General features: G+C 34.4%; 23 protein-coding genes. 19 read left to right on the top strand and 4 right to left on the bottom strand.

Annotation, left to right across the window (positions count from 1 at the left end; genetic code table 11):
• Positions 1-379: 379 nt before the first annotated feature.
• On the bottom strand, positions 380-2,968 hold the full coding sequence (locus C5L23_RS06590) for a DEAD/DEAH box helicase family protein (RefSeq protein WP_133264485.1): 2,589 nt from the start codon (positions 2,966-2,968) through the stop codon (positions 380-382).
• Positions 2,969-3,272: 304 nt separating this feature from the next.
• Here C5L23_RS06590 and C5L23_RS06585 point away from each other — a divergent pair, with 304 nt between their 5' ends.
• The 14 genes from C5L23_RS06585 (at position 3,273) to C5L23_RS06520 (ending at position 15,628) form a co-directional block, all read left to right on the top strand.
• Positions 3,273-3,689 carry a phospholipase D-like domain-containing protein gene (locus C5L23_RS06585; RefSeq protein ID WP_133264484.1) on the top strand — a complete coding sequence of 139 codons (417 nt, stop codon included), beginning with the start codon at positions 3,273-3,275 and terminating at the stop codon, positions 3,687-3,689.
• Between the two features lie 217 nt (positions 3,690-3,906).
• The gene (locus C5L23_RS06580) at positions 3,907-5,151 is read left to right on the top strand and encodes a DNA cytosine methyltransferase (RefSeq protein WP_010007034.1); all 1,245 of its coding nucleotides are present in this window, start codon (positions 3,907-3,909) and stop codon (positions 5,149-5,151) included.
• A 228-nt stretch (positions 5,152-5,379) separates the two neighbouring features.
• Positions 5,380-5,715: a hypothetical protein gene (locus tag C5L23_RS06575; protein ID WP_010007032.1), complete on the top strand. Its 336-nt coding sequence runs from the start codon at positions 5,380-5,382 to the stop codon at positions 5,713-5,715.
• A complete protein-coding gene (locus C5L23_RS06570; RefSeq protein ID WP_133264482.1) occupies positions 5,688-6,629 on the top strand; it encodes a hypothetical protein in 942 nt (313 codons plus the stop codon). Before C5L23_RS06575 ends, C5L23_RS06570 begins: the two co-directional genes overlap by 28 nt.
• Before the next feature lie 110 nt (positions 6,630-6,739).
• Positions 6,740-8,296 carry a hypothetical protein gene (locus C5L23_RS06565; protein WP_133264480.1) on the top strand — a complete coding sequence of 519 codons (1,557 nt, stop codon included), beginning with the start codon at positions 6,740-6,742 and terminating at the stop codon, positions 8,294-8,296.
• Positions 8,297-8,366: 70 nt separating this feature from the next.
• On the top strand, positions 8,367-9,131 hold the full coding sequence (locus tag C5L23_RS06560; protein ID WP_010007029.1) for a hypothetical protein: 765 nt from the start codon (positions 8,367-8,369) through the stop codon (positions 9,129-9,131).
• Between the two features lie 32 nt (positions 9,132-9,163).
• Complete coding sequence (locus tag C5L23_RS06555) at positions 9,164-10,111, top strand: conjugal transfer protein (protein ID WP_133264478.1); 948 nt, start codon at positions 9,164-9,166, stop codon at positions 10,109-10,111.
• A 12-nt stretch (positions 10,112-10,123) separates the two neighbouring features.
• Entirely contained in the window at positions 10,124-10,351 is a 228-nt protein-coding gene (locus tag C5L23_RS06550) for a TcpD family membrane protein (RefSeq protein WP_010007026.1), read from the top strand.
• 2 nt (positions 10,352-10,353) lie between these two features.
• Positions 10,354-10,728 (top strand): hypothetical protein, encoded by a 375-nt coding sequence (locus C5L23_RS06545; protein WP_010007024.1) that lies wholly within the window; start codon positions 10,354-10,356, stop codon positions 10,726-10,728.
• Positions 10,729-10,854: 126 nt separating this feature from the next.
• Positions 10,855-11,385, top strand: coding sequence for a hypothetical protein (locus tag C5L23_RS06540; protein WP_133264476.1), 531 nt, complete (start codon positions 10,855-10,857; stop codon positions 11,383-11,385).
• A gap of 16 nt (positions 11,386-11,401) precedes the next feature.
• Positions 11,402-13,393, top strand: coding sequence for a CD3337/EF1877 family mobilome membrane protein (locus tag C5L23_RS06535; protein WP_133264474.1), 1,992 nt, complete (start codon positions 11,402-11,404; stop codon positions 13,391-13,393).
• A complete protein-coding gene (locus tag C5L23_RS06530; RefSeq protein WP_010007020.1) occupies positions 13,390-14,532 on the top strand; it encodes a phage tail tip lysozyme in 1,143 nt (380 codons plus the stop codon). The genes C5L23_RS06535 and C5L23_RS06530 overlap by 4 nt, the downstream gene beginning before the upstream one ends.
• A gap of 15 nt (positions 14,533-14,547) precedes the next feature.
• On the top strand, positions 14,548-15,072 hold the full coding sequence (locus C5L23_RS06525) for a hypothetical protein (RefSeq protein ID WP_133264472.1): 525 nt from the start codon (positions 14,548-14,550) through the stop codon (positions 15,070-15,072).
• Positions 15,062-15,628 carry a hypothetical protein gene (locus tag C5L23_RS06520; RefSeq protein WP_010007019.1) on the top strand — a complete coding sequence of 189 codons (567 nt, stop codon included), beginning with the start codon at positions 15,062-15,064 and terminating at the stop codon, positions 15,626-15,628. Before C5L23_RS06525 ends, C5L23_RS06520 begins: the two co-directional genes overlap by 11 nt.
• Here C5L23_RS06520 and C5L23_RS06515 read toward each other — a convergent pair.
• Positions 15,612-15,998, bottom strand: a complete 387-nt coding sequence (locus C5L23_RS06515; RefSeq protein WP_010007018.1) for an MmcQ/YjbR family DNA-binding protein — start codon at positions 15,996-15,998, stop codon at positions 15,612-15,614. The two genes, C5L23_RS06520 and C5L23_RS06515, sit on opposite strands and share 17 nt — an antisense overlap.
• A gap of 71 nt (positions 15,999-16,069) precedes the next feature.
• On the opposite strand from C5L23_RS06515, the gene C5L23_RS06510 reads away from it, so the two are divergent.
• Both C5L23_RS06510 and C5L23_RS06505 read left to right on the top strand, forming a co-directional pair.
• Positions 16,070-16,507 (top strand): thioredoxin domain-containing protein, encoded by a 438-nt coding sequence (locus tag C5L23_RS06510; protein WP_002814506.1) that lies wholly within the window; start codon positions 16,070-16,072, stop codon positions 16,505-16,507.
• Positions 16,508-16,510: 3 nt separating this feature from the next.
• Positions 16,511-19,018: an ATP-binding protein gene (locus tag C5L23_RS06505; protein WP_010007016.1), complete on the top strand. Its 2,508-nt coding sequence runs from the start codon at positions 16,511-16,513 to the stop codon at positions 19,016-19,018.
• 7 nt (positions 19,019-19,025) lie between these two features.
• Here the strand turns inward: C5L23_RS06505 and C5L23_RS06500 are convergent, their stop codons facing one another.
• Complete coding sequence (locus C5L23_RS06500) at positions 19,026-19,454, bottom strand: YjdF family protein (protein ID WP_089998632.1); 429 nt, start codon at positions 19,452-19,454, stop codon at positions 19,026-19,028.
• A gap of 197 nt (positions 19,455-19,651) precedes the next feature.
• On the opposite strand from C5L23_RS06500, the gene C5L23_RS06495 reads away from it, so the two are divergent.
• Both C5L23_RS06495 and C5L23_RS06490 read left to right on the top strand, forming a co-directional pair.
• Positions 19,652-19,975: a hypothetical protein gene (locus tag C5L23_RS06495; RefSeq protein ID WP_010007014.1), complete on the top strand. Its 324-nt coding sequence runs from the start codon at positions 19,652-19,654 to the stop codon at positions 19,973-19,975.
• Positions 19,968-21,338, top strand: a complete 1,371-nt coding sequence (locus C5L23_RS06490; protein WP_089998631.1) for an ATP-binding protein — start codon at positions 19,968-19,970, stop codon at positions 21,336-21,338. Before C5L23_RS06495 ends, C5L23_RS06490 begins: the two co-directional genes overlap by 8 nt.
• Before the next feature lie 228 nt (positions 21,339-21,566).
• Here C5L23_RS06490 and C5L23_RS08525 read toward each other — a convergent pair whose 3' ends face one another.
• Complete coding sequence (locus C5L23_RS08525) at positions 21,567-21,725, bottom strand: hypothetical protein (RefSeq protein WP_010007011.1); 159 nt, start codon at positions 21,723-21,725, stop codon at positions 21,567-21,569.
• Between the two features lie 165 nt (positions 21,726-21,890).
• Between C5L23_RS08525 and C5L23_RS06485 the strand changes: the two genes are divergently transcribed.
• Positions 21,891-22,184 (top strand): hypothetical protein, encoded by a 294-nt coding sequence (locus tag C5L23_RS06485; RefSeq protein ID WP_133264470.1) that lies wholly within the window; start codon positions 21,891-21,893, stop codon positions 22,182-22,184.
• Positions 22,185-22,406: the final 222 nt, after the last annotated feature.

The following is a 22,406-nucleotide window of genomic DNA, read 5'->3' as shown; positions in this document are numbered from 1 at the left end:
ATTAAGAAAGTATTAACATTAAAAATCAGCACAAAAAAACACAACTAGATTTACTAGCTGTGTTTCAGTACATTGAAAACTAAATATACTCTTGATTGATAAAATAATGCCTTCGACAACGTTATTAATAAGAATCAAAATTTAAAGTTATTTTCAATAACCTAATTTTATATGATTATCAACGATCAATCAAGCGCAGGTACAGAGAGAAAAGTCTGGTACTGTGTTGAAGAAAATCATAAGACCGATGAGATGAGCACTTATAGTGGCATATAAGTTGCGCCTAAGGCTTATGTCATTTTATCTAGAATAAATTGTGAAATGCTGACCTAACTAGCTGAAAGAGATGGTGAGTTTTAAATAGTCTAAATAATATGAGCTATCTACTTTTAGAAGATGCATTAAGAACAGGAACTTCTCCTATTTCTTTTAAAAAGAATTCAGGTGTTAAGTTATACTGAACTAGATTTGATTGAATGAATGACTCATCTATAGACTTGAGATTTATTTTACTGAATTCATTAATAAATTGAGTCAATGATTTTCTAATTTTTTTAAGACCTTGTTTTCTTATAATTAAAACAGGATTTGCAAATCCTGCACCAGATTGTAAATATTTCACTGGTATTACCATAAAATAGTGTATTTCTGTATTTTTATAATTTTCGTTCATCCATGCTTGAGAGTTATTCATCTGACCAGTTTCCGATTTGTATATTTCATTTCTAGTAGTAGACACTTCACTTTTGTCCTCAATTGCAAAGTATTTACCTTTATCAATTGCCCACACATGATCTGGACCTTTTTTCTGATATTCATCAGGCCTATCAGTAACAAACCCTAATAACTTTCCTAAATCATCGACAGCGGTTTCAAAATCATCCTTCTTCACACCAAACTGCAAGTTATTGATGACATCGTCTGTATAGTTTCTCAATTTTTCAAACGTGTCAAACTGAGCTAAAGTAATAGAGATATTTTTTAAACGTTGTTGACGGATTGGACCTTCAATTAGTTTACTTTGTTGGTTGACAGGGGGAAGTAAAAGTTTTTTGTTTAAGTTATATGCTTGTAATTGGAATTCGAAAGATTTTTGAGTAGAAAACTGATAGTTTACTGTTGCTAAAAACTGTAGGTACCATGCTTGTTCTTCATCAGTAATTTCATGATTATCTGAAACAAATTTCAAAAATTGTTGATTGTATTCCTGAATATCAATTGTAGGATTTATTCCTCTTTTGAAAAGATTATTTTCCTGTTGAAGTCGTTCGAGATTGGTGAATTGTGGCTTTGAATAATCTATATTATCCATTTCCATTCTATAGTATGTTTTCCAACTTTCATTTCGGTTGTAGCTGTTACTAATAAGATCAACTAGTGCTTTTTTTGCGGTTATTTCAGTATCATTATTGTAAATTTCATCTTGTGTTTCGCTAGATACTTCCATACCAATTTGAATTTGTTTTCTAGCCTGTGCGCTTAATACTTGTTCAGCATCATTACGTATAAATTTTATTAAATCCGAACCTATAAGAAGAATGACGGAGTAATCTGTGTCTGCTCTAACACTTCTTCCCATAGCCTGTTCAATTTTTTGTGTAATACGAATTTTATATTCAGTACTATTTTTCGTAATTTTATCAATATATTTATCATAAAGTGTTTGTGCACGTGGTAACCCATCAATAATTAAAATTCTACATCTATCATCAGGAAGATCAATTCCGTCGTAACGATTAACTAAAACGAGCGGATCAGTCTTAATCGGAGCATTTAACATTTGTAAATCTTTCTCCAAGCTGTCTTTAGTTGCAATTTTAGCTCCATAAGCCTTCCAATCTTCTGTATTGAAATAAGAAGGGGATATTGCAACAATGCCAAACCTTGAATTTTTTTTGGAACCAAAATACTGAACTATATTAAATCTTTGTAGATTATTTGGTGAAATTAAGGAAGGAATTACGACTAATTTTTCTCCTGACCATCTCTCATTTTTATATATAAGCGGGTTTTTAATAGCACTTTTCTTAACTTGTAGATCTTTTATAAGAGTGGTGTCAGTAGAAGTTGTTGCAGACATAAATATTCTTTGATTCGCTGTATAATAGGATTCAAACATTTCAATGGGATAAACAAATGGGACAATTTCAATTCCAGTAGGTGATATTACACATGTACAAAATTTTAAGGTATCACGTAAAATCGGCCATACAAATGTTATTTCATTTGTATTTGATGCATATTTGGATAAAATAGATGTAATGCTATCCAATTTTTTTTGCCAATCCCAATAAGGTACAGGTAAAAATGGTTCAGGTGACTTTTGTTTGATGTCATAGTTTATAATATCAAAGTAAGTCCCATTTCCTTGGCTTTGTATACTTTCATCAAACAATTCGAATATTTCATTATAAAGTTGTTGATGCTTGGATCGAGTAATATGTATTTGCATATTGCTTTTTATTATTTCGGTACTTGTGTGTGCATCGTCAAGCACAAGACCGTCAATTTTAATAGACTTGTTTTCAATTCCAAATATAGATTTACCGTTAAATAACTTATTTACAGTGGTAATTAAAATTTTTCTTCCTAGGCTTGCATCAGATGGTATTACGTTCGATGGACTTTCTATTACACAATATTTGATACCAAACTCCTCGGCCTGCCGAATTGTTTGTAAAACGAGATTTACAGTATTACACAAGTACACTTGCATTTTATTATTTTTTAGACGCCTCGACTCTAGCATGAGTAATCCAGTAATAGTTTTTCCGGATCCAGTATTCATTTTAAGAATAACGTCAGAATCGTTTTGCCTGCTATCAAACCAATCTTTTAAGACTGACTCTTGAGCCGGTCGAAGATTTCCGCTTTTTTCCGATTTTCTATCTAGCTTATCATAAATGCTAATAGGATTAGTGTCTACTGGTGCATTAATAGAATCAATTTTATTTTTAAAATTCACCATATATTCTCATTCTTTCTTTATATTTGTAACTTTAATATACACCTCATATTTTAATAAATATAGTATTAGTTATTTATATGGAAATACCAAGTAATATGTGCCTGAATTTTCAGTATACGAGTAAAATACAATATTACCGACTTGCATATTATTGATTCATTTTCAAACTAATTGTTTTTATAATTAATTGGTATTTTAATATGTATTGGGAAGTTAAAAGTAATGGGTCTAGTTAACCTCTTATGATAAAGTAATACACGGTGTACAATGAGTTTATTAATTAAACTCAAAGGAGAAACTATCAATGGCTCAAAGTGGAGACGTTTACAACATTGAAATCAAAGAAGTTCATATGAATTGGGGGACGAAACGTCAGACTCAAAATAGAGAATCCGTAGCAGGTGAAGGTTACATACCTATACCGGCACAAAAAGCAAAGTTATTCGACATTTTTAACTCCAATGCTCTTAAAAGTACTAATCCTAAAACCAGTGAGAAGCTTGGTGTTAATTTATTTGATTGTTATGACCAAAATGGTTTTGTAGGAAAAGTAAAAGCAACCGGGACATCACAAGCTGGCGATGTTTATGCTAAACAATTTAGCGGGTCTGGAAATCTCAAACTAATTGGTACTTGGTTCCAAAAAAATAATATTTCTGCTGGTGACTGGATAGAAGTGAGCTGGATTAATGCAACTCAAATATTCATCAAAAAAATTTGATAAATATTTTTCTCGGTGTTTCTTTTGATTAAAATGTGTATTCAAATTTTTCTACAATCTCTTTCATTTTGACAAAGCAGTGAGACTTGTTATAACTCAATATATATTATTAAATGCACGACAATCAAAGTAGCAAGCTTTGCTACTTTTTTTTGTGAAATGTAGTAAAATTAATACTTGTTGTAAAACAAAAAAAATTAAAAAAGGAGGATTTGGCATGAAAAATGACATCGTTAGCTTTTTCGCCGGAGTCGGTGGAATTGATTTAGGGTTTGAAGATGCAGGCGAGTATCGTACAGTCTATGCAAATGAGTTTGATAAAAATGCGCAACATACTTTTGAGACAAACTTCAAAAGCCGTGGAACATATCTTGATCGACGAGATATTAAGCAAGTTGATGCAAAAGAAGTCAAAGCAAAAGCACCAAATGCTAGTGTACTACTCGCTGGTTTCCCTTGCCAGCCGTTCAGTATTGCAGGTTATCGTCATGGATTTGAGGATAATCGTGGAGATTTATTTTTTGAAACACATCGTATCATAAGATTTTTACAACCTAAGGTTATCTTTTTAGAAAACGTAAAAAATCTTGTGACACATGATCATGGTAATACGTTTAAAGTTATTCGTGAATTTCTGGTTCATTCGGGTTACTATATTAAATGGAAAGTTCTTAATGCTAAAGAATACGGTAATATTCCACAGAATAGAGAACGTATTTATGTTGTTGGCTTTAAAGACAAAAAGGCATTTGATAATTTTAGTTTTCCAGAAAAAATTGATTTAACAACTAAGCTATCAGATATTATTGATTTTGATGCAAAAATTGGTGAAATCACAAAATTTGGAGATTTTTTGGAAGACAGGTTCTTCTATAAAGAAGATAAGCAAACTTTTTATCCTCAATTAGTAGAGGCTATGAAGAGTTCAGAGACTGTTTATCAATGGCGACGTCAGTATGTTCGTGAAAATAAATCAGGTGTTATTCCTACATTAACAGCTAATATGGGTACTGGTGGCCATAATGTGCCATTAATTCGTACTCACAATGGTGATATTAGAAAGCTCACTCCTAGAGAAGCCTTTAATGCACAAGGTTATCCTGAAAATTATCAGTTGCCAGTTGATGAATCAATGGGAGCATTGTATAAGCAAGCCGGAAACTCTGTTGTTGTTCCTGTGATTACTCGTTTAGCTAAGAGTATCAATAGAGCTATAGAATCACTGACAACAGATGTTAAATTGCCAAAAACTGATGACAAAGTAGCTTTAGTTTACACTAAGATGGATGGCCGTATGGCGGGTGAATCATTCACCGTTGATTGGTATGACGATCAGGCGACTGCCATTGAAGATGATGGTCACCTAAATAGACAAAAAGAGTTACCAATATTTGAAAATGACGACTTCTTCAATGCCATAAAGCGTGGTGGAAATTATGAGTTTTATTCGGTAGTTGGTTAATATATATCAGTAAGCACTTTTCATTAGAATTGTGCTTTTTTGTATATTCAGATATATTATAAAAAAGCTAAAAAAGAATCATTGTAATTTGTAAAAATATTTTATGATTTGTTTGCCTATGTAATTTTTGAATAGTAATATGATAAAATTACTTATATTTAGTTTTAATAGATAAATATAGATAAATAACATTCAAAATGTTAAATAAAATACGGATAGCAATTAATAATGAACAAAGAACCAGAAATAATTGAAATCAAAAATCAATTGGGAGATACAATAGAGCTAAGACAGCCAACAGATTTGTCTCAAGCAACAATTAAAAAATATAAAGAAGTATTTATTACTAATGCTTCCTTAGTTGCGGGAAATATCACTCAGATAGGAGCTCAAGTAGCTAACTCTAAATTAACATTAGCGCAACTTTTATCTCAAGCACCTAATGGTTTATTTTCTGCCACTACTAATCCAAGTAACCTTTCTAAATTTGCAAATGGGACCACAAGCACTATGTTAAAAACTCTTCAGGGCAAATTATGGAACATGCTGGATTTACTAACGTAAGTTTAAATAGCGCATTAAACCCAGCTATGGTATTGCAAGGTGGTATGCAAGTTATGTCAATGGTATCAGGCACTTACTATTTGCATCAATTAAATAACCAAATAAAGGAGATAGATCAAAAATTAGAAGAACTTATTAATATACATCATGATAGCAACATTGGAAAATTGATAGCTTCGGGAAAAGGCTTATCAGAAATTTCGAATCGCAAACATGTGGATTTAGCAGATATCTCAGCAATCAGAGAGTTTAAAAAAACAGCTAGAGAAATATTTGAAGAATATAAGTTTAGCTACAAAAGAAAGAGTAGTGACCTAATTAATGAGGAAAACAAAAAAAAGGAAGAAGAACTTTTAAATGACATCAATTTTAATACGTCAATAGCATTTGAAGCTAGTAAACTTTTTTTGTTTGCTGAAACAATTGAAATTGGATCTAGAATGAAACTTAATAATCAAATTGAGATCATTCGAGAACTAACTGCACAATTACAAAAGAATTATGAAGATAGTTTTTATTCTAACTTTGAATATGAAATTTCTAGTTTGTACGCGACTAAGCAAAAACAAACTCAAGCGGAAATAATTGAAAACCAACATCGTTTTGACTCTGCAGTAGAGAGCTTATTTAAACCCAAAATTATACACCCTTGGGGAATACTTGGAGAATATATATACAAAACAACCAAAACAGCAAAAAATTATCATGATGTTCAAAAATCTAAAAAAAGATTTTCAATTGAAAACCTGAGAATGGAACAAATTATTGATCAAATATCCCAAAAGAAACAGTTAAATAGCTTAGATGAAGTGGTTATGCAAATTGTAGAGGTACCAAATATTCAAGCCGAGCTGATTTATTTGCCAGCAGACAATCAAGCAGATCAAAGAGTATTTATTCCGGCCGTTTCTTAAACTTAAGATTTTTATCAATATATATTGAAAGCACTTTTCATTAGAATTGTGCTTTTTTAATACACATAGGTATAATAGACATAACTTGTAAATATGTTATGGAGTTTTCTATGTGGAAATTACTAGATGAGAGTAATAAAAATCAATACAAACTATTAATCACTAATTTTGCTTCTTTAAGCGAAGCTTTTGCTCAGAAAAGTAGTGATGATAACATCATTATAGCGCCGATTATCAACTCAAAGTTTCAAGAGGCATCTTTTAAAAAATCATTTAATGCAACTATTGAAGACATTGGTAACTCATCATATGATGCTTCTGTTAAATTAGCAAACGGATCAAAATATATTATTGGTATTAAATCATTTGGTGTTAAATCAGGATTTCAAAAAATAGCTCAATTCAAGAAAGATAGCCAACAAGATGAATGGGGATCTATTATTGAAAGAATTAAAAAAAGGCAACAAGATGGTTCAAACGATGAAGACTTTGATGACTATTTAGAATTAGCAAAGAAAATAGCTGTTTTAAGAAACAAACGAATTTCATCATCTAAAAGCCAGTTGCAGGGATTTGATTTTGATAGCCAAGTTGAAGCTGTTTATCATGTCTTAATGCCATCAGGTTCGGTTAACAAAAATAAGCATAATGATGAGCCATATATATTAGTTGGTGAAACTTCGTACAGCAGTATTGATCTTAAACATTTGCAAATAATTGGTCCTACCAAGTCCAATATGTTGCAAAATTTTCAATTTACAGATGGTCAACATCTTTATCAATATAATTCGGCAGATAGTCAATTATTAATGTCATTTAAGGGTCATAATGGAAATGGCATGAGCAATGAAGATATTGGTGTTGAAAAATGGCCAGTAACTTATATTGAAGATCCTTTTAAATTGTTTGCTAATTTAAATTCTGAAACCACCAAGCCGGTAGATGATCACATCAGTCAGTCCGTGACATTCATGATAAAAATTGAGCGTAGATCAGGATTTAATGCATGGTATGGTTCTCCTAAAACCAAACTAGATAAAAATGATTCACGATATCACAGAATAGTGAGTTTATCACAACAGGATACAAGTTTGCCTAGCGACTGGCTTAGTAAATTTAATAGAGTTGCGTTTGATGTTTTTTCATCAAATAAAGAAAAGATAGAGCGGGAGAAGTTGCGTTTTGAATTAACAAATTGTTTATCCAATGGCACTGAATTATTTGACCTCACCACAACTGTTTTATGGCGCAATTACAAAAATCCTTATGAAGTTTATATTCCACTTCCTAATTCAAAGAAATTTCATACAAAATATCCAGATTTTTTTGTAAAAAATGGGGGACTGTTGCGTGGTAATAAATTAGTTAGTGACAGGCCAAACCGAAGCTTTGAACTGGAACTTTTGCCGTCTGAGGAAAAAATGACGATGTTTATTAATCAAGATAACGGCAAAGGCATACAAAGTTTGTCCTCACAATTTATTTTTGGAGAATGGGTTTTGAAAAACATTTTCCAGCTCAAAGATCGTGAGTTGCTCACAACAGATACTCTCGAAGATGTAGGTATTAATGCTATTACATTTACAAAGTACGATGACAATCGTCCAGTATCAATGAATTTTACTTATGTAGATTCAGAAAATCCACCCGAAGATTTGTGGAATTAAATATTATTGCAAAGAATGTCTTTTTTAGGCGTTCTTTTATTTTGTATAAAAATATCAAAGGAGAAAAATTATGGTTAACAAATTTAATAAATTATCACTACAAGGCAAGAGCCTAGGAAAATTGACCTATGTAGGTCGTAATAAAGTTGGGACAAATGGCGACATTTCAGTCGCTGTGTTAAATATCAATGACACTCTAAATACCGAGAACATTACACCGCAAGCCGGATTTGATTTTGCTAAACCTTTTGGTACTGAATTGAAGTTAATCAATGCTTCAATAATTGGCGGTGAAGCACGTAGCAATCGACGTGGTGGGGCAAGAGTTGCCACAAAGTCTGGCATATTATTGCCAATGTCTGATTCACAAACCGATGACATACCAGAGGCAGAATATGATGCTGTATTTGTTTCTGGAAAAGATAAAACACCAGTTGGACGAGTTCGTTCTGCTGATGCTTTTGATAGTCATGATTTAATTTTATTTAGTGTGTCCCCAAACTATCAAACTGATAATCAAAACAATCCAGCTCGTGATGATAATGGTGAACCAATCATTTCAAATTATCAATTCAATTTTATGCAACAAAGCAAGTCGGGAGAAATTGACGATGATGATACGTTTATTCGTATTTTAATTGATCCAACCGAAAGTGAGAGATTACAAGTTGATTTGAAGCCTGGTGCAAAGTTAGTACCACAAGGATTGAAGTTTGCCTTTGTTGGTAATAATGCTACTGATTGGACAGTGTATGCTGATACACTAGTACCATTAACACCAAAAGAACCAAAATCTACGGAGAAAGTAAACACAGGTAAACCTGAGACTAAATAATGATTAATCATGAGATTAAGAAAGGAGTATGAATGGTCAATATTCCAAAACTCAAAATTAACTTTGAGTACGAAAAAAAGAAAAAAGAAAAATCCATCAAAATTCCTAAAGCACATACGTTAAACTTAGGCCGGGTTCGTTCGATTGTCCTATTAATTCTAATAGGGCTTTTTATTTACTTTAGTTATGTGCTGGTTTTAGCCAATGCGACTGCGCATAAGAATAAAAGATTACAACAAACAGTCGCTACTTTGAATCATCGTATTAATCAAGAAAATGCAGGCACAATAAGTTACAATCCATTAGTTGATCAGTACATGACTCAGTTTTTAAAAGTTTATTATTCACCAGCAAGTGATGATTCAGATGGTCGAACAAAACAGCTTACCCAATATTTGGCAAGCAATTTAACTTTGCCGAGTACCGATAAAAATACTGATTTAAAGCTGGTTTCATCAACATTGAATGGTATTTTCACCGTAGACACAGTCAAGACAGCGCAATACAGTTTAACGGTCGAAGCCAGTAACAAACAAAGTCATTTAACAGTCGATATTCCTTACCAACAGGATAACGAAAAGCTAACTATTACTGGCTTGCCGTACGTTGCCAATTCCATTAATAGTATCAGTCATGTGGGACAAGCTCGATTAACCAACACTGGGAAAACACTGAATAGTGAGCAAACCACAACAAAAGTTGACAAGTTTACCAAACAATTTGCCCAAAAATATGTCTCTTCATCAACGAAAGATATGGCTTTTTTGATGGCGGATCCTGTTGGCTTAGATGGCGCAGTTGATTTTGTTTCCCTTGATGACAGTACCATTAAGGTAGCTGGAACAATTAAACACCCAATAGTAACAGCGACTATGACCGTCAAAATTCATGATTCAGATATTACTCAAGTACAAACGATTCGCCTGTATTTGAAACAACAAGCTTCAACTTATTTCGTCACTAAATTTATCCAAGCATAGAGAGGAGAACTAATGGATATTTATAATGCTTTAAAACCTGTGTTACTAGGACTAGTTGTTATCATAGCAGGTGGTCGCGCTATTCAGCACTATGGTAAAAATGAAAACAAAGATATGTGGGTCACCATTTTAATTGGTGGTTTAATTTATTTCTTTGTCAATGGGCCAGCCAACACTTTAAATGCCTTTTCAGGATTAATGAATTCCGTCTTGAACTTTATTCAAGGATTAGGAGGGTAAAAATGTATAACTATCGTCGGGTGTATACGAACTCCGCCAAGTTTCGCACGATTTATGGCGATTTGAAATTGCCAGTCTTTATTGATTCAAGAGTGGCTGGGTTATTAACGATTACCACAGTAATTGATGTAGCAATTATCTTTATTTTTCAATTGTATCAAATTCAAAATGGCCGACTAACCTTTGGCTTTGCCTTACTCATTGTCTCATTATTTACCGTTTATAAACTCGATAAGGTTTTAAAAATTGATGATTTGCCCTTTGAAACAACCCTTAAATATGCGGTCTTACATTATTGGCGTTATTGGTTTCAGAAGAAACAACTTTATCAAGATCAACATTTAAACAGCAATCAGAAAAAGTATCAAATAATGTAATCGAAGAGCATGTGTAAGCATGCTTTTTATCTTGTCATCGTCAATTCTTAGAATAGGACAGGTTGGGGCAGTTCCAACCAGATGACACCGTTAATTAAAAAAATTACTCTCGAAAGGAGTATCACGATGAAAAAAGTTCAATTTGAACGAAAATTAAAAAACTTAACCAAACAGTTGACCAGAAAAAAGTTCATCTTATTTATTGCTGGTTTCTTAATGATTGTTTTGATATGTCTACTGCTATTTGTATTTCACAATAAACAATCATCAGTATCGCATTCAGAAATTAGTCAATCTTCATCACAAGTCACTAATCAACCTAAGGAGGGAAAAGATTACACAGTTCAATATAGCAATTTATCGTTAATTAAACGAACAACTTTAAATTCAGCACTAAAAAAAGCTAGTTTGTTTGATTTCAAGTATTTATTAAATACTAGTGACGATGGTGGAAACGATGCTAAAATTTTAGTTTACTACAATCAAGCCAACCAACAATTGGTTTTTAAGTTCTATCAAAATGGCTATCAATCAGAGAATGATTATCAAATTGGTGGTTATGATCTCCAAAAGCAAACAGCTATTCACGGCTTACAAGCGTCAGCTTTTAATGGGCTACCACTAGTTTATACTTGGGAGAATTTACAAACTAAATAATGGAAAGGAGGAAAACATGAAAAGAATATTATTAACCTTAGCGGTGTTATTAGGCACGGCTTTTTTTGTACCACAAAGTTTAGTGTTTGCAGATGGCACAATTGGTTCAGCCAATGCGAATAGCAGTGTCATTGGCAAGAGTAACAAAAGTAGTTTGAAAACCGATACCACTAAACAAACTAATAGTCTCAGTAATGATGGCTCGCCAGCGAATCAAAGTGAAAGTACCATCAGAGACAAACTCGGTGAAACTACTGGTTCACCGGATATGAATTGGGTAACGAGCAACATCTTAGCCAATTACAAACTGTATCACGAAGATGGATCAATCACTGATTTTGCCTTAGGGGCTTCGCATATTGTCACTGATTTATTTACGGCGATTAATTTAAATATTGTTTATCCCTTGTTTGACCAATCTTTAACCACGATGTTTGATCTCACTAACATTACCAATGGCGTAAACAATATCTTAACCGATGTCGGGCAATACACGAAAAATTCTTGGCAGAGTCAAGCTTTTAAAGGCTTACTTTATTTAGCCTTTGGCGTTGGTCTTGTTTGGGTGTTTGCCAAAACCTTTAATCATGGTGGTGGGTTGAAATCCATCTTAACTGTTTTAGTGATTGCCATTATTGGTACCGCTTGGGTTGGCTCAGGCAGTAAAGTTTTACAAACCATTAATACCTTAACTTCGCAAGCGCAAACACAAGTCTTTACGGCTACGAGTAATATCAACCAGACAAGTTTTTCTGACACCGGTGATAGTTTTCAAAATGCTTTACGCTATGTCTACTTTCAAAAAGCGGTGGCACGACCGTTTGCTTTAGGTAACTTTGGTCAAGCTGATGTCGCTAGTGCTTATCAAAATAAGGAGAAACAGGGGAATCCCTATCGTTTAATTGGGGGCAATGTCGATGATAAAGTGATTGCGAGTTTTGCTAGTAAAAATCATTACATCTCTAAAGATGGTGGCCTTGAATGGTATCAGTCAGCGATTGCCTTTATGTCACCCGTGATGTCCGTTGCTTATGGTGTGCCTTTACTAATGATTGGGTTAGCGAATTTACTAGTACAGTTAGGTGCTGTCTTGTTGTATTACTTAGCGCCATTTACAATTTTGATTTCACTGTTACCAAAATTTGCCAATAGTGCCTTAAAAACAGCCATGGGGGCACTGGGCTTACTCTTTGCAAAAGTTGGCTTGTTATTTGGTATTATGTTTGTTTCTTGGGTAGGTAATGTGACTGATGTGGTTGTGCCGGTTAAAGGCAGTGCCAGTGCGATGTTAAACTCGATTGTCTACATTACTTTAATGATTTTACTGTGGAAGAATAAAAGTTGGTTAGTACAAACGATTACTGGTTCGAGTGTTGCGAATAATGCCATGAATAAAATCAGTATGACCAAAGCTGGTCGTAAGGCCTTAAATGCCACTGGTGAAATGAAGAATCGGGCGAATCAACTATACAGTGGGGCTAGAAGTGGGTTAAATCAAGGCAAACAATGGCGTGATAACTATCAAACGAAACATAATTCAGAATTTGATGACAACGCTTTACGTGATGAATTGCGATCCGAACAACAAGCCCAACGCAAAAAAGATCGCAAAGAATACTTGGCCAAAGATATGCAAAAGCACGCTCGGAAGATTCGTAAACAACGTGCTGAACGTTTAAACAAAATGAAACAGCAAAAACATCAAACAAATGAGCCAAAACATGAACCTGATAATACACCGCGTTATCAACGGTCTAAAAAGCTTAAAGCAGACCAGGTACCTGTACAAGAATATGTGGCTCAAGAGGGTAGTCCAGAAAAGAATACTGCACCAAGAACTAGGTCACGTTATATTGTCAGAAGTACCTCAAATTCCATCACTCATCAACCATACTTACGTGCCAAAAGATTGAAAAAGCGATCACCCAACGATTTCAATCAGAAATTACAACAAAATATTGACCAACGCCAACAAAGAAAAGAACGACTTGAGCAGGAATTAAAATGAAAAAACTGCTTAAAGGTTATTTAATAGCAATTCTTGGTTTGGTGTTTTTAATTGTTTTAATCTTAGGTATGTTTGCGGGCAACAGTAACCAATGTCAATCAACAGATACGTCTGTGACTGTGACAACTAGTGCCGACAAGGAGGCAGTAGCGCAATCTATTCACGATAATCTGAAAAAAGTTTCTGGTGTCACTGAAGCTGGCATTGCTGGTTATTTGGGAAATATGGAAGTTGAAAGTGGGTTCAACCCGAAAAGTATTGAATCCAGTGCCACTTATGATGAAAGCAAAGCCATGAATCAAAGTTTAAGTGGTTACGCTTTTGGTCTCAATCAATGGGATAGTGCGAGGCGGGTTGCTTTATTAACTTATGCCAAAAGCCAAAATAAGCAGTGGTCAGATCCTAGTTTACAATTAGATTTTGCTTTAAATCATGACGGTACTAATTCTGATTTGTTAAAACAAGGGTTGAAAATGACTGATGTCAATCAAGCCACTGAATTTTTAAGAGCCAAATGGGAACGCGGGGGTCAAGGCACAACCACTAAACGGCAAGCTTTTGCCTGTAATTGGTATGCGGAATTTTCAAATGGCACCTCAAATACAGCCATTGATACCGCAACTGATGGTACCGAAACGACACAAAATACGGATAACACAACCAATAATTCTAGTGGTTGTGCAACCAATATTACACAGGGTATGGGCACGAGTGGGGCACCGGTAAAAGAAATACCTAGTGCTTATAAAAATAAAATCAAGGATACGAACTTTACCACTACATCGTCCACGAACACCTATACTTTTGGCCAATGTACTTGGTATGTCTATAACCGTATGCAAGAGTTAGGAACACCAGTTGAGAATGGTTTAGGAAATGGCGCTGATTGGGGCAAAAATGCCAAAGCAAAAGGGTACAAAACAGATAGTCAGCCACATGTGGGTTGGGCGGTTAGTTTCTCACAAGGTGCAGACGGAGCAGATGCCACTTATGGTCACGTAGCCGTTGTTGAAGCAATCAGTGATGATAAAAAACATTTCTTAGTCAGTGAGTGCAATGTCGTTAGTAGTGGGTCTGGTACAGTGAGTTTTCGTGAGTTAACGGCTGGAACAGGAGTCACTTTTATTCAAGGTAAATAAGAGAAAGGGGTAAGCATGAAAAATAGTCGTTTAATCATTTTTGCTAGTCTAGTGCTAGTTGGTATTTTAATCACGCAGTTGAATCAAATACCGAATCTGAATAAACAATTACTGCAAGCTAAAGCAACTTTAAAACAAGTAAAAACTAATCAAAAGCAATCGAAAACCATTATCTCTAGCCCACAAGCACAACAAGACAATGTATCCGGCAGTACAAAAAAAGTTACTTCGTTTGTAAAAACCTTTAGCAATCAACCGACTTCAAGTTATTCCGATACTTTGAAAGGCATGGCATCACAAAAAGTAATTAATGAACTAACCCAGACCTTTGCGCCTAGTGTGAATTTTAGTGATAAGGCACATTATGAAGTGCCAGTAATCGCTATTAAAAATGCTTGGGGGTCTGATTTAGAATATTTAGTTATTGCTAAGAGTGATGCACAAAATGTGGCATACACAATCACTTATAATACTGATGATAAATTAGTCACTGATATGTCACGACTAAACTTGAAAGGGGCATTCGATAATGAAAAATAAAGTTCTGTTTAGCGTTATGGGTTTGCTTTTGGTTGGTCTTGGTATCATGATGTCAATTACAAATGGCAAAAGAGCAGAAATACAGCAAATTAGAAAGGAAGTGTCGCAAGTGAATAAACAACAAAAACAGGTCACGACACAAATTAAATGTTTACAGACCACTTATAATGGCAACGATGAGCAAGCGAAAAATGCCTTACTAGTCTTTGCAAAAACCTATTATACTTTTAGTAATCAATCAGATTATGACAAACGTTTTAGTAAAGTGTCCAGCATTTTAGCACTATCTAAAGACCAGCAAAACAACTTATTTGATAGCGGACTAGATGCCACTGGTGGCTCACGTATTGATAATTTGGGTCTAACTAGTCAATATCAAACAGCGACTAGTTATACTAGTGATTTAGATAATCAAACAATTGAAGCCCTAGCAACCGTTGTTGTCAAAACGAGTGGTACTGGTCAGAAAGCAATTAACCAAACAATTCTATTACATGGCTGGTTTGATACTCAAACACAGAAACTAACGTCCATTAAAATTAATCAGATTCAGTAAATGATTTTCGAACAGATAGTGGTAGTTTATTGAAAACTAGTTGATAAGAATTTTCAATCATTTTATCAATTTCCTGATCAGAAATTTCAGAAGTTATGAGTTTAATTGAATTCCAATGACGTTTATTCACATGGTAGCCAAACGTTACATCAGAGTACATTTCACGTAATGAAATATTTGATTCTGGTTCACCTTTTAAGGTAATAATTGAATTTTCCGAAATAGTTGATGACATAAGCCCAAACATTTTACCTTGTAAGTCAAAATAGTACACATCCCAATCGTTTCTATAATATACTTTCGCATGCGGTAAACTGTTTCCAAACTGCTGAAAGTGTTTTATTCTGGCTTTAATTTGTGGCTCAAACATAGTTCATCATCTTTCTAAACAAATATAGTTACTTGTATTATATCAATCAAACAAAGTAAAGGAGAAAATCTATGAAAAAGCGTCTTAGAGATCTTGATAAAAATAAACCATCAAGATCGCTGACAAAAATAGTCATCATCAAAGTATTACCAGTCATTGCATTTCTAGTGGCTGGTTTTTTGTTGGTTCCGTATGGGTCGATGTATTTTCAAAACAATAAAGTGGCTAATGTTAACACAAAAGCAGAAGCAATACTTTTCTACAATGCCAATTGTCCACATTGTCAAAAGGTCTATCCTAAAATATTTTGGCATAATGTTTTGAACTTTAACAATGAATCGAAGCAGATCCAAACGATTAATGTACAAAATACCAATAACAAGCATTATCTTGCTGACTTTGCTATTCAAGCCACACCAACTTTTATGAAGACAACCAATATCAATCAACGGTTAGTTTCTACTAACAGCCAACAAATTAAACAATTCATTCAAACGAGAGGTCATTAATTTATGGGTAAAAAAGTAAACATCAAATATGAAAATCCAGTTGTGCAGTATCAAGATAACTTGCTATTAACTACGGTCGGTGATGTGTGGGCTTATTATCAATTGAAGCCATTTCAAATCAATGTTGCCAACGCCCAAGACAAACAAAGCTTTAAGGAGAGTTTTATAGATGTCTTTGAACGCTTGCAAAAATATGATGATGTTGATTTAAAACTCATTCCCGCTGACATGGATTTAGCCGGACGTATTCAAGGCACTAGTCCTGATTGGGCTAAAGATATTGCCGAAGTTGCGCAATATTACATGGGACAAGAAGAAGTCAATATTTTAGAAAGTGAGTTTCAACCAGCTATTCGTGATGAATTTTATATTGGCGTGAAACTCAAAAATACTAATGTGGGAGATGATTTAAAAGATAAGTTTCAATTTGCCACGGATCTTATTTTAAGACGACTAGCTGAAACCATGCGCTACCAAGTAAAGTTTGATACGCAATTCTTTGAACGATTTACGACCATGAATGATGATGTACTCGGTATTTTAAGACCATTAGATGCCACTAAAATGAATGAAACCAAACTAATCAATTTACTAGGCACAAGTTACCATCATCAAAACACAAAAGACTTTGCCAACATGTGGGACACGACTTTTGATTTAGCCAAAATGGGCATTATAAAACGAGAAACCAAAGAAACAACCGATTATATGAGTCATTTGGTACTCAATTTACCAGACCGTTTGGATAATCTAGCTCTGATTCCGGAAATACAATCCTTTAAGTTTCCTGTTGAAGTTCATATCAAAGTCAACTTCCCCCAACGTGATGGCTTTAAAGGTATGAAACAAGAAACTAGGAGTTCAAAAGGAAAGTACAAAGATGAACTGCGTGATGCCTTAATTAGTGATGATGACAGTTCGCAACGGTCTAAAACTAATTATGCTTTGGCACAAGAATTAGCTGATGTAATGGATCGTAAAGATGCCTTTATGCAGTGGTTATTAGTATTAGTCATTCGTGATGATGATTTAAAACAATTAAAGCAAAAAATTCGTATGGTCAAAACGAGACTTTCGACTTTTAATCGTGCTATTGAGGTGTTTCAACCAAGTTTTAATCAAGAAATGTTGTTATATCAAAATCTACCCGCAACGAATTTAGGCGTGTTTAAACGTTGGCGACAATTCACGACTGCGCCTGCTTTAGCACAACTCATGTTTGGCACCAGTCATGAATTAGGTTCAAGGACTGGTTTTTATATTGGCCGAGTATTAGACACTAACCGTTATTTTAGTATTGATAGTGCAGTTGCCTCTTCAAGAACGCTACTGCTAATCAACCCAGTGATTGCTAATAAAGGAATTATTGGAGCTAAAACCGATAGTCCTCACATTGCCATTACTGGTGATACGGGACAAGGAAAATCGTTCTTGGTTAAAATTTTGTTGCTTTACTTAGCCATGTTTGATGTAAAGTTACTTTACGTGGATCCAAAACAAGAAGTTAGGCGTTGGTTTAAGGCATCACTTGAAAATAACGATAATCCGTTCTTTACCGAGCTGATGAATGCTTTTCATTATGTAACACTCAATGCTAATGATAACTCAAACGTGGGCGTGTTAGATCCGATGTTAACACTCAATAGTCAAAGTACGATTGATGAAATTCCGAGTGTCTTGACTTTGGTTAAAGAGATGTTAGTCCAGGTACGTGCTATCTCACAAGATATGGAGTTAGATACAGCGCTAACTAATGCCATTAAGCAAGTTTGTAATCAACGGTTGGCAGGTGAACAAGTCGGCACCATGGCGATTATTGATATTTTGAAACACGGTTCTGAAAAATCTAAACAATTGGCCAATTACTATGAGAGTGTCATTCCCGACAGTATGTTAAAACTAGCCTTTAGTGATGGTCATACCGATAGCATTGAGTTCAATAAGCAACGGACAATTTTAGAAGTTACTGGTTTAGATTTACCACATGCCGACCAGAAGTCAAGCAGTTATACGGAAACACAAAAATATTCGGTCTCGATTATGTTGGCGTTAGGTAAGTATTTGGAAAAATTTGGCCGGGAAGATACAACGCATTTTAGTGCCGAAATTATTGATGAAGCGTGGATATTTAATGCTTCACCAGCCGGACGGAAAGTGCTAGATGGCATTAAACGATTGGGGCGTTCGGAAAATAATATGTTGATTTATTCCACGCAAAGAGTTGGTGATGTCAATGATGAAAAGAGTAATGGGCAGTATGGCCAGATATTTGCCTTTGATAGTGCCGATGAAAGAGAGCGAGAAAACATTCTCAATCATTTTGGTTTACCAGTTACCAAAGCCAATCTAGAAATGCTCAAAGATTTGAAAAAGGGGCAATGCCTGTTTCGTGATATTTATGGACGTGTGGGTAAGGTGGTGATTCATTCGTTATTTGAAGAATGGACTAAAGCCTTTAAGACCGTTGATAAAAATGCTGGTGCGGAATTAGAAGCCAAGTATGGCTCGTAATCTTTCATCAATGACCTCTATGTTTTTCTGATTTCTTTTTTTGCGATAGTAAGTAACGTTGCTCTTTTATCTCTTGATTTCTTAATGATTTATGTTTCCTTTTTTCAAGTTTTTTGGCAGTTTGTGCTAGTTTAACAGCTTCTTGTGCTTTAGTACTAAGACCTGATTTCAAAGCCTTTTTGGCTAGGCGTTGCATTCTTTTCGGGTTGACCTTTTTTTGAATTTGCTCATTATTCGCTATATTCACTGTGTTGAAGCGAACATGATGCCAGTTTTCAATTAATAGTTCATAAATCAAACTGTCACGAGGTTCTGAAGTACCCAAATTTATTTTTGAAACCTCATAAACATCACCAGTTTTGCGTTCAAAAATTCCAACATAAAAAGGTTGATCAAAAATAATGGTCAACGACAAAGAGTTATTATTTTGGTGCATATCTTTTCTCCTTAAATTACCGATAGAAAGATGGACAACCAAGGAGGAGGTTTACTGAAAACTATTACATTTATGTCCGGACTACCAACCGCACAGTGTTTTTACTTTCTGGTTGTTATTATAACACCAAGGATAGTTCCGTTTTATGTTCTTATTAAAAAAAAAAAACTATTGTTCAACAGACAAGGAGATTAATAATGACACAAAAATTTACAATACAAAACTTATTACAGTATTACCCAAAATATGAGGAGGGCATGGATTTAAACAAAGATATTGTGCGAAATATCCAAAAATGCTCTGATGACTTTCATGCTTTGCTGATGGAAAATAAAACGTTACATCAAATGACGTGTTTACGTGACTTAGATATTAGCTTACAGTGTTTTTATGAAAATGCTCAGGGATTACTGCAAGAAGGACGAACTGATAGTTTAGATATCTTTGGTTGGTATTTGACTATCAATGATGACTTTCGTTATGCCAAGGACAAATTACGAGGCAAAACAATTTATGTTTAGAAAAATTAAATATAGTGATCAATATCTAGCAAAGACTTTGTTTAAAAGGTTTTTGCTTTTTGTTTTTTTGTTAGTATCGGTTTGTTTTGGATTTTGGTACTGGAATATTTTTCAAGCAATGATGCATGGGCAATTTAATTGGTGGGATATGTTACCAATTGGATTAAGTATTCTTGTGACCGTAGTTTTCGGTTGGAGTTTATATTGGTTTTATAAACATTATGCACCAAAACATACTGATATTTTTTCTCGCTACTTAAAGCGGATTGAACTTCGGCAGATGATTAGTCTACTAGTTGTTTCTAAAGGATTTTTTGATATAGAAACGACTGACAATAATACTTATTTAACCTACTATCCAAAACTAAAAATTAAAGTAAAGCATACCACTGGTCAACTATTGATTGAAGAGCCGATTGATGGTGAAAAGTATATGGCTCAATTTGCAGGTGGAGACTTTGATCAAAGTGTTGAAACAGCTTTATTAGCTGACCGACAAACAACTGAATTTATGAAAAATAAAATGATTAGTACATTTGCGTTTGAACCGATTAAGTTTAGACGGCAGTTATTGGCATTACAGCCACAAAAAGGTCGCTTACAACTTGCTAAAGGGATTGATTGGAAATATGACACATTTTACAATGCGTTGATTTCTGGAAATGTGGGTACTGGTAAATCATATACAATTTTTGCTATCTTAGGGCAATTACTGCAATTAACAAAGTACGTTGATATTATTGACCCCAAGCGTTCTGACCTAGCTAGCTTGAAATATATTGATGCCTTAAAAAGCAGAGTACACAGTACACCAACTGAAATCAATCAAGCGGTGATTAAGTATTATCAAAATATGATGGCACGTGCAGAAAAGATGGAAAAGATTAAAGCGACCGGAAAAATTGGGACTTATAAGGACTATCATTTTGAGCCATGCTTTTTAGTGTTTGACGAATTTGGTGCTTATCGAGAAATGAATGACCGGCTAACATTTAGTGATCCCGCCTATGAAGCCTATCAAATAGCTATGTCTAATCTCAATGAAATTGCTATGCTCGGTCGTGAATTGGGATTTTATCTTATTATTGGCATGCAACGACCTAGTGCCGATAGTCTACCAATGGCCATTCGTGGACAATTAAATTTACGAATTAACATGGGCGTACCAACACCAGAAATTGAAAAAATGGTCTTTCCAGACAATGACAAACAACTTCGCCCATTATCTTCACAACTAAAGGGGTGGGGCTTTATCAAAGTAGGTGATAGTCAAGTACGTGCTTTCTTTGCGCCAGAAGTGCCCAAAGAATTTAACTTGCATCAATGGTTAAGTGAGCAGATTAGAAAACGAGGACAGGTATGAACTCACAAGAAAAAAAGTAACGCAAAAGTTAATTGAAATCGTGAGCTAATAAAATTGGTCTAAAAAGTAGTAGTTTGTGAAAATTACTACTTTAACGACTTTGTGAAACTAAAAGATAACGTTTTGAGTGGCTTGTGAATTTTGCTATTTCACAAACAAAAAACAGGCTCTTGAAAGCCTGTCTCTACGTTACTTTGTATAGCAATGGTTATGTAAACTTATATTGGTCTAGTTAGGATTACCAGTAATTGCAAGCAAGACAAGTAAAATGATGACCACAGTAATTAAAATAATCGTACTCTTGACACTAATAAATGCAAAACGTTGTTCTGGGTGAAGTGTTGATTCAACTGGATTATTATCTTTGTTGGTCTGTTTTTTAGTCATTAATAATACCTCATAAGTTTATTTTATTACACCATATTTGATTTGATATAGCAATTAAGTACGGAAAAGGAAGACATTATTCATGAAATATTTAGCACGTAGTCCAACATAATTTTAAGTTCAATTTTATATGTTGCAAATCTTCAAAAAAGAAAAGAGGAAATTATGGCTTTTGACGTTAAAAAAGTACAATCACTATCAGAACAATCGATTGCTGATTTAAAAACAATTGAGAAATTAGGAGATTTGGAACATCTCTCACAGCTTAGTGATGAATTGAAAAAAATACTTGCTGATGGTAATTTGGAAGAAATTAGTCCGATGTTGCCACCATATATTACGGAAATTCGGAAAAACATTGGGTTCTTATTGGGTAACTATAAGTCAATTCGGACGCATGCGATCAATCGTGATAAAGAGTTGAATTCATTGTTGGATCAACTCTCACGAATCAAGTAAATAGGTAACGTAAACAAGTTGATGGTCTAATTCCTAGATAGTCAACTTGTTTTTTGTACATAGTGCTTGCTGGAGTAGAGTGGTTCGACCGACCGGGAGAGCCAGTGCCACGCCCTGCCCTTAGCGGAGCGTAAGAGGGCAGGGTGCGTGGTCGTGGTTAAACACGAATGACCATGAGTGTCAGCGACTGGCACGCACTCTGCTCAAGCAACCACAAAAAAA

Origin of the sequence: Leuconostoc fallax, from assembly GCF_004354645.1 — a bacterium.
Lineage (GTDB): Bacteria > Bacillota > Bacilli > Lactobacillales > Lactobacillaceae > Leuconostoc_B > Leuconostoc_B fallax.
The sequence above is the reverse complement of the archived record's forward strand: the minus strand, read 5'-3'. Positions and strand labels throughout refer to the sequence as shown.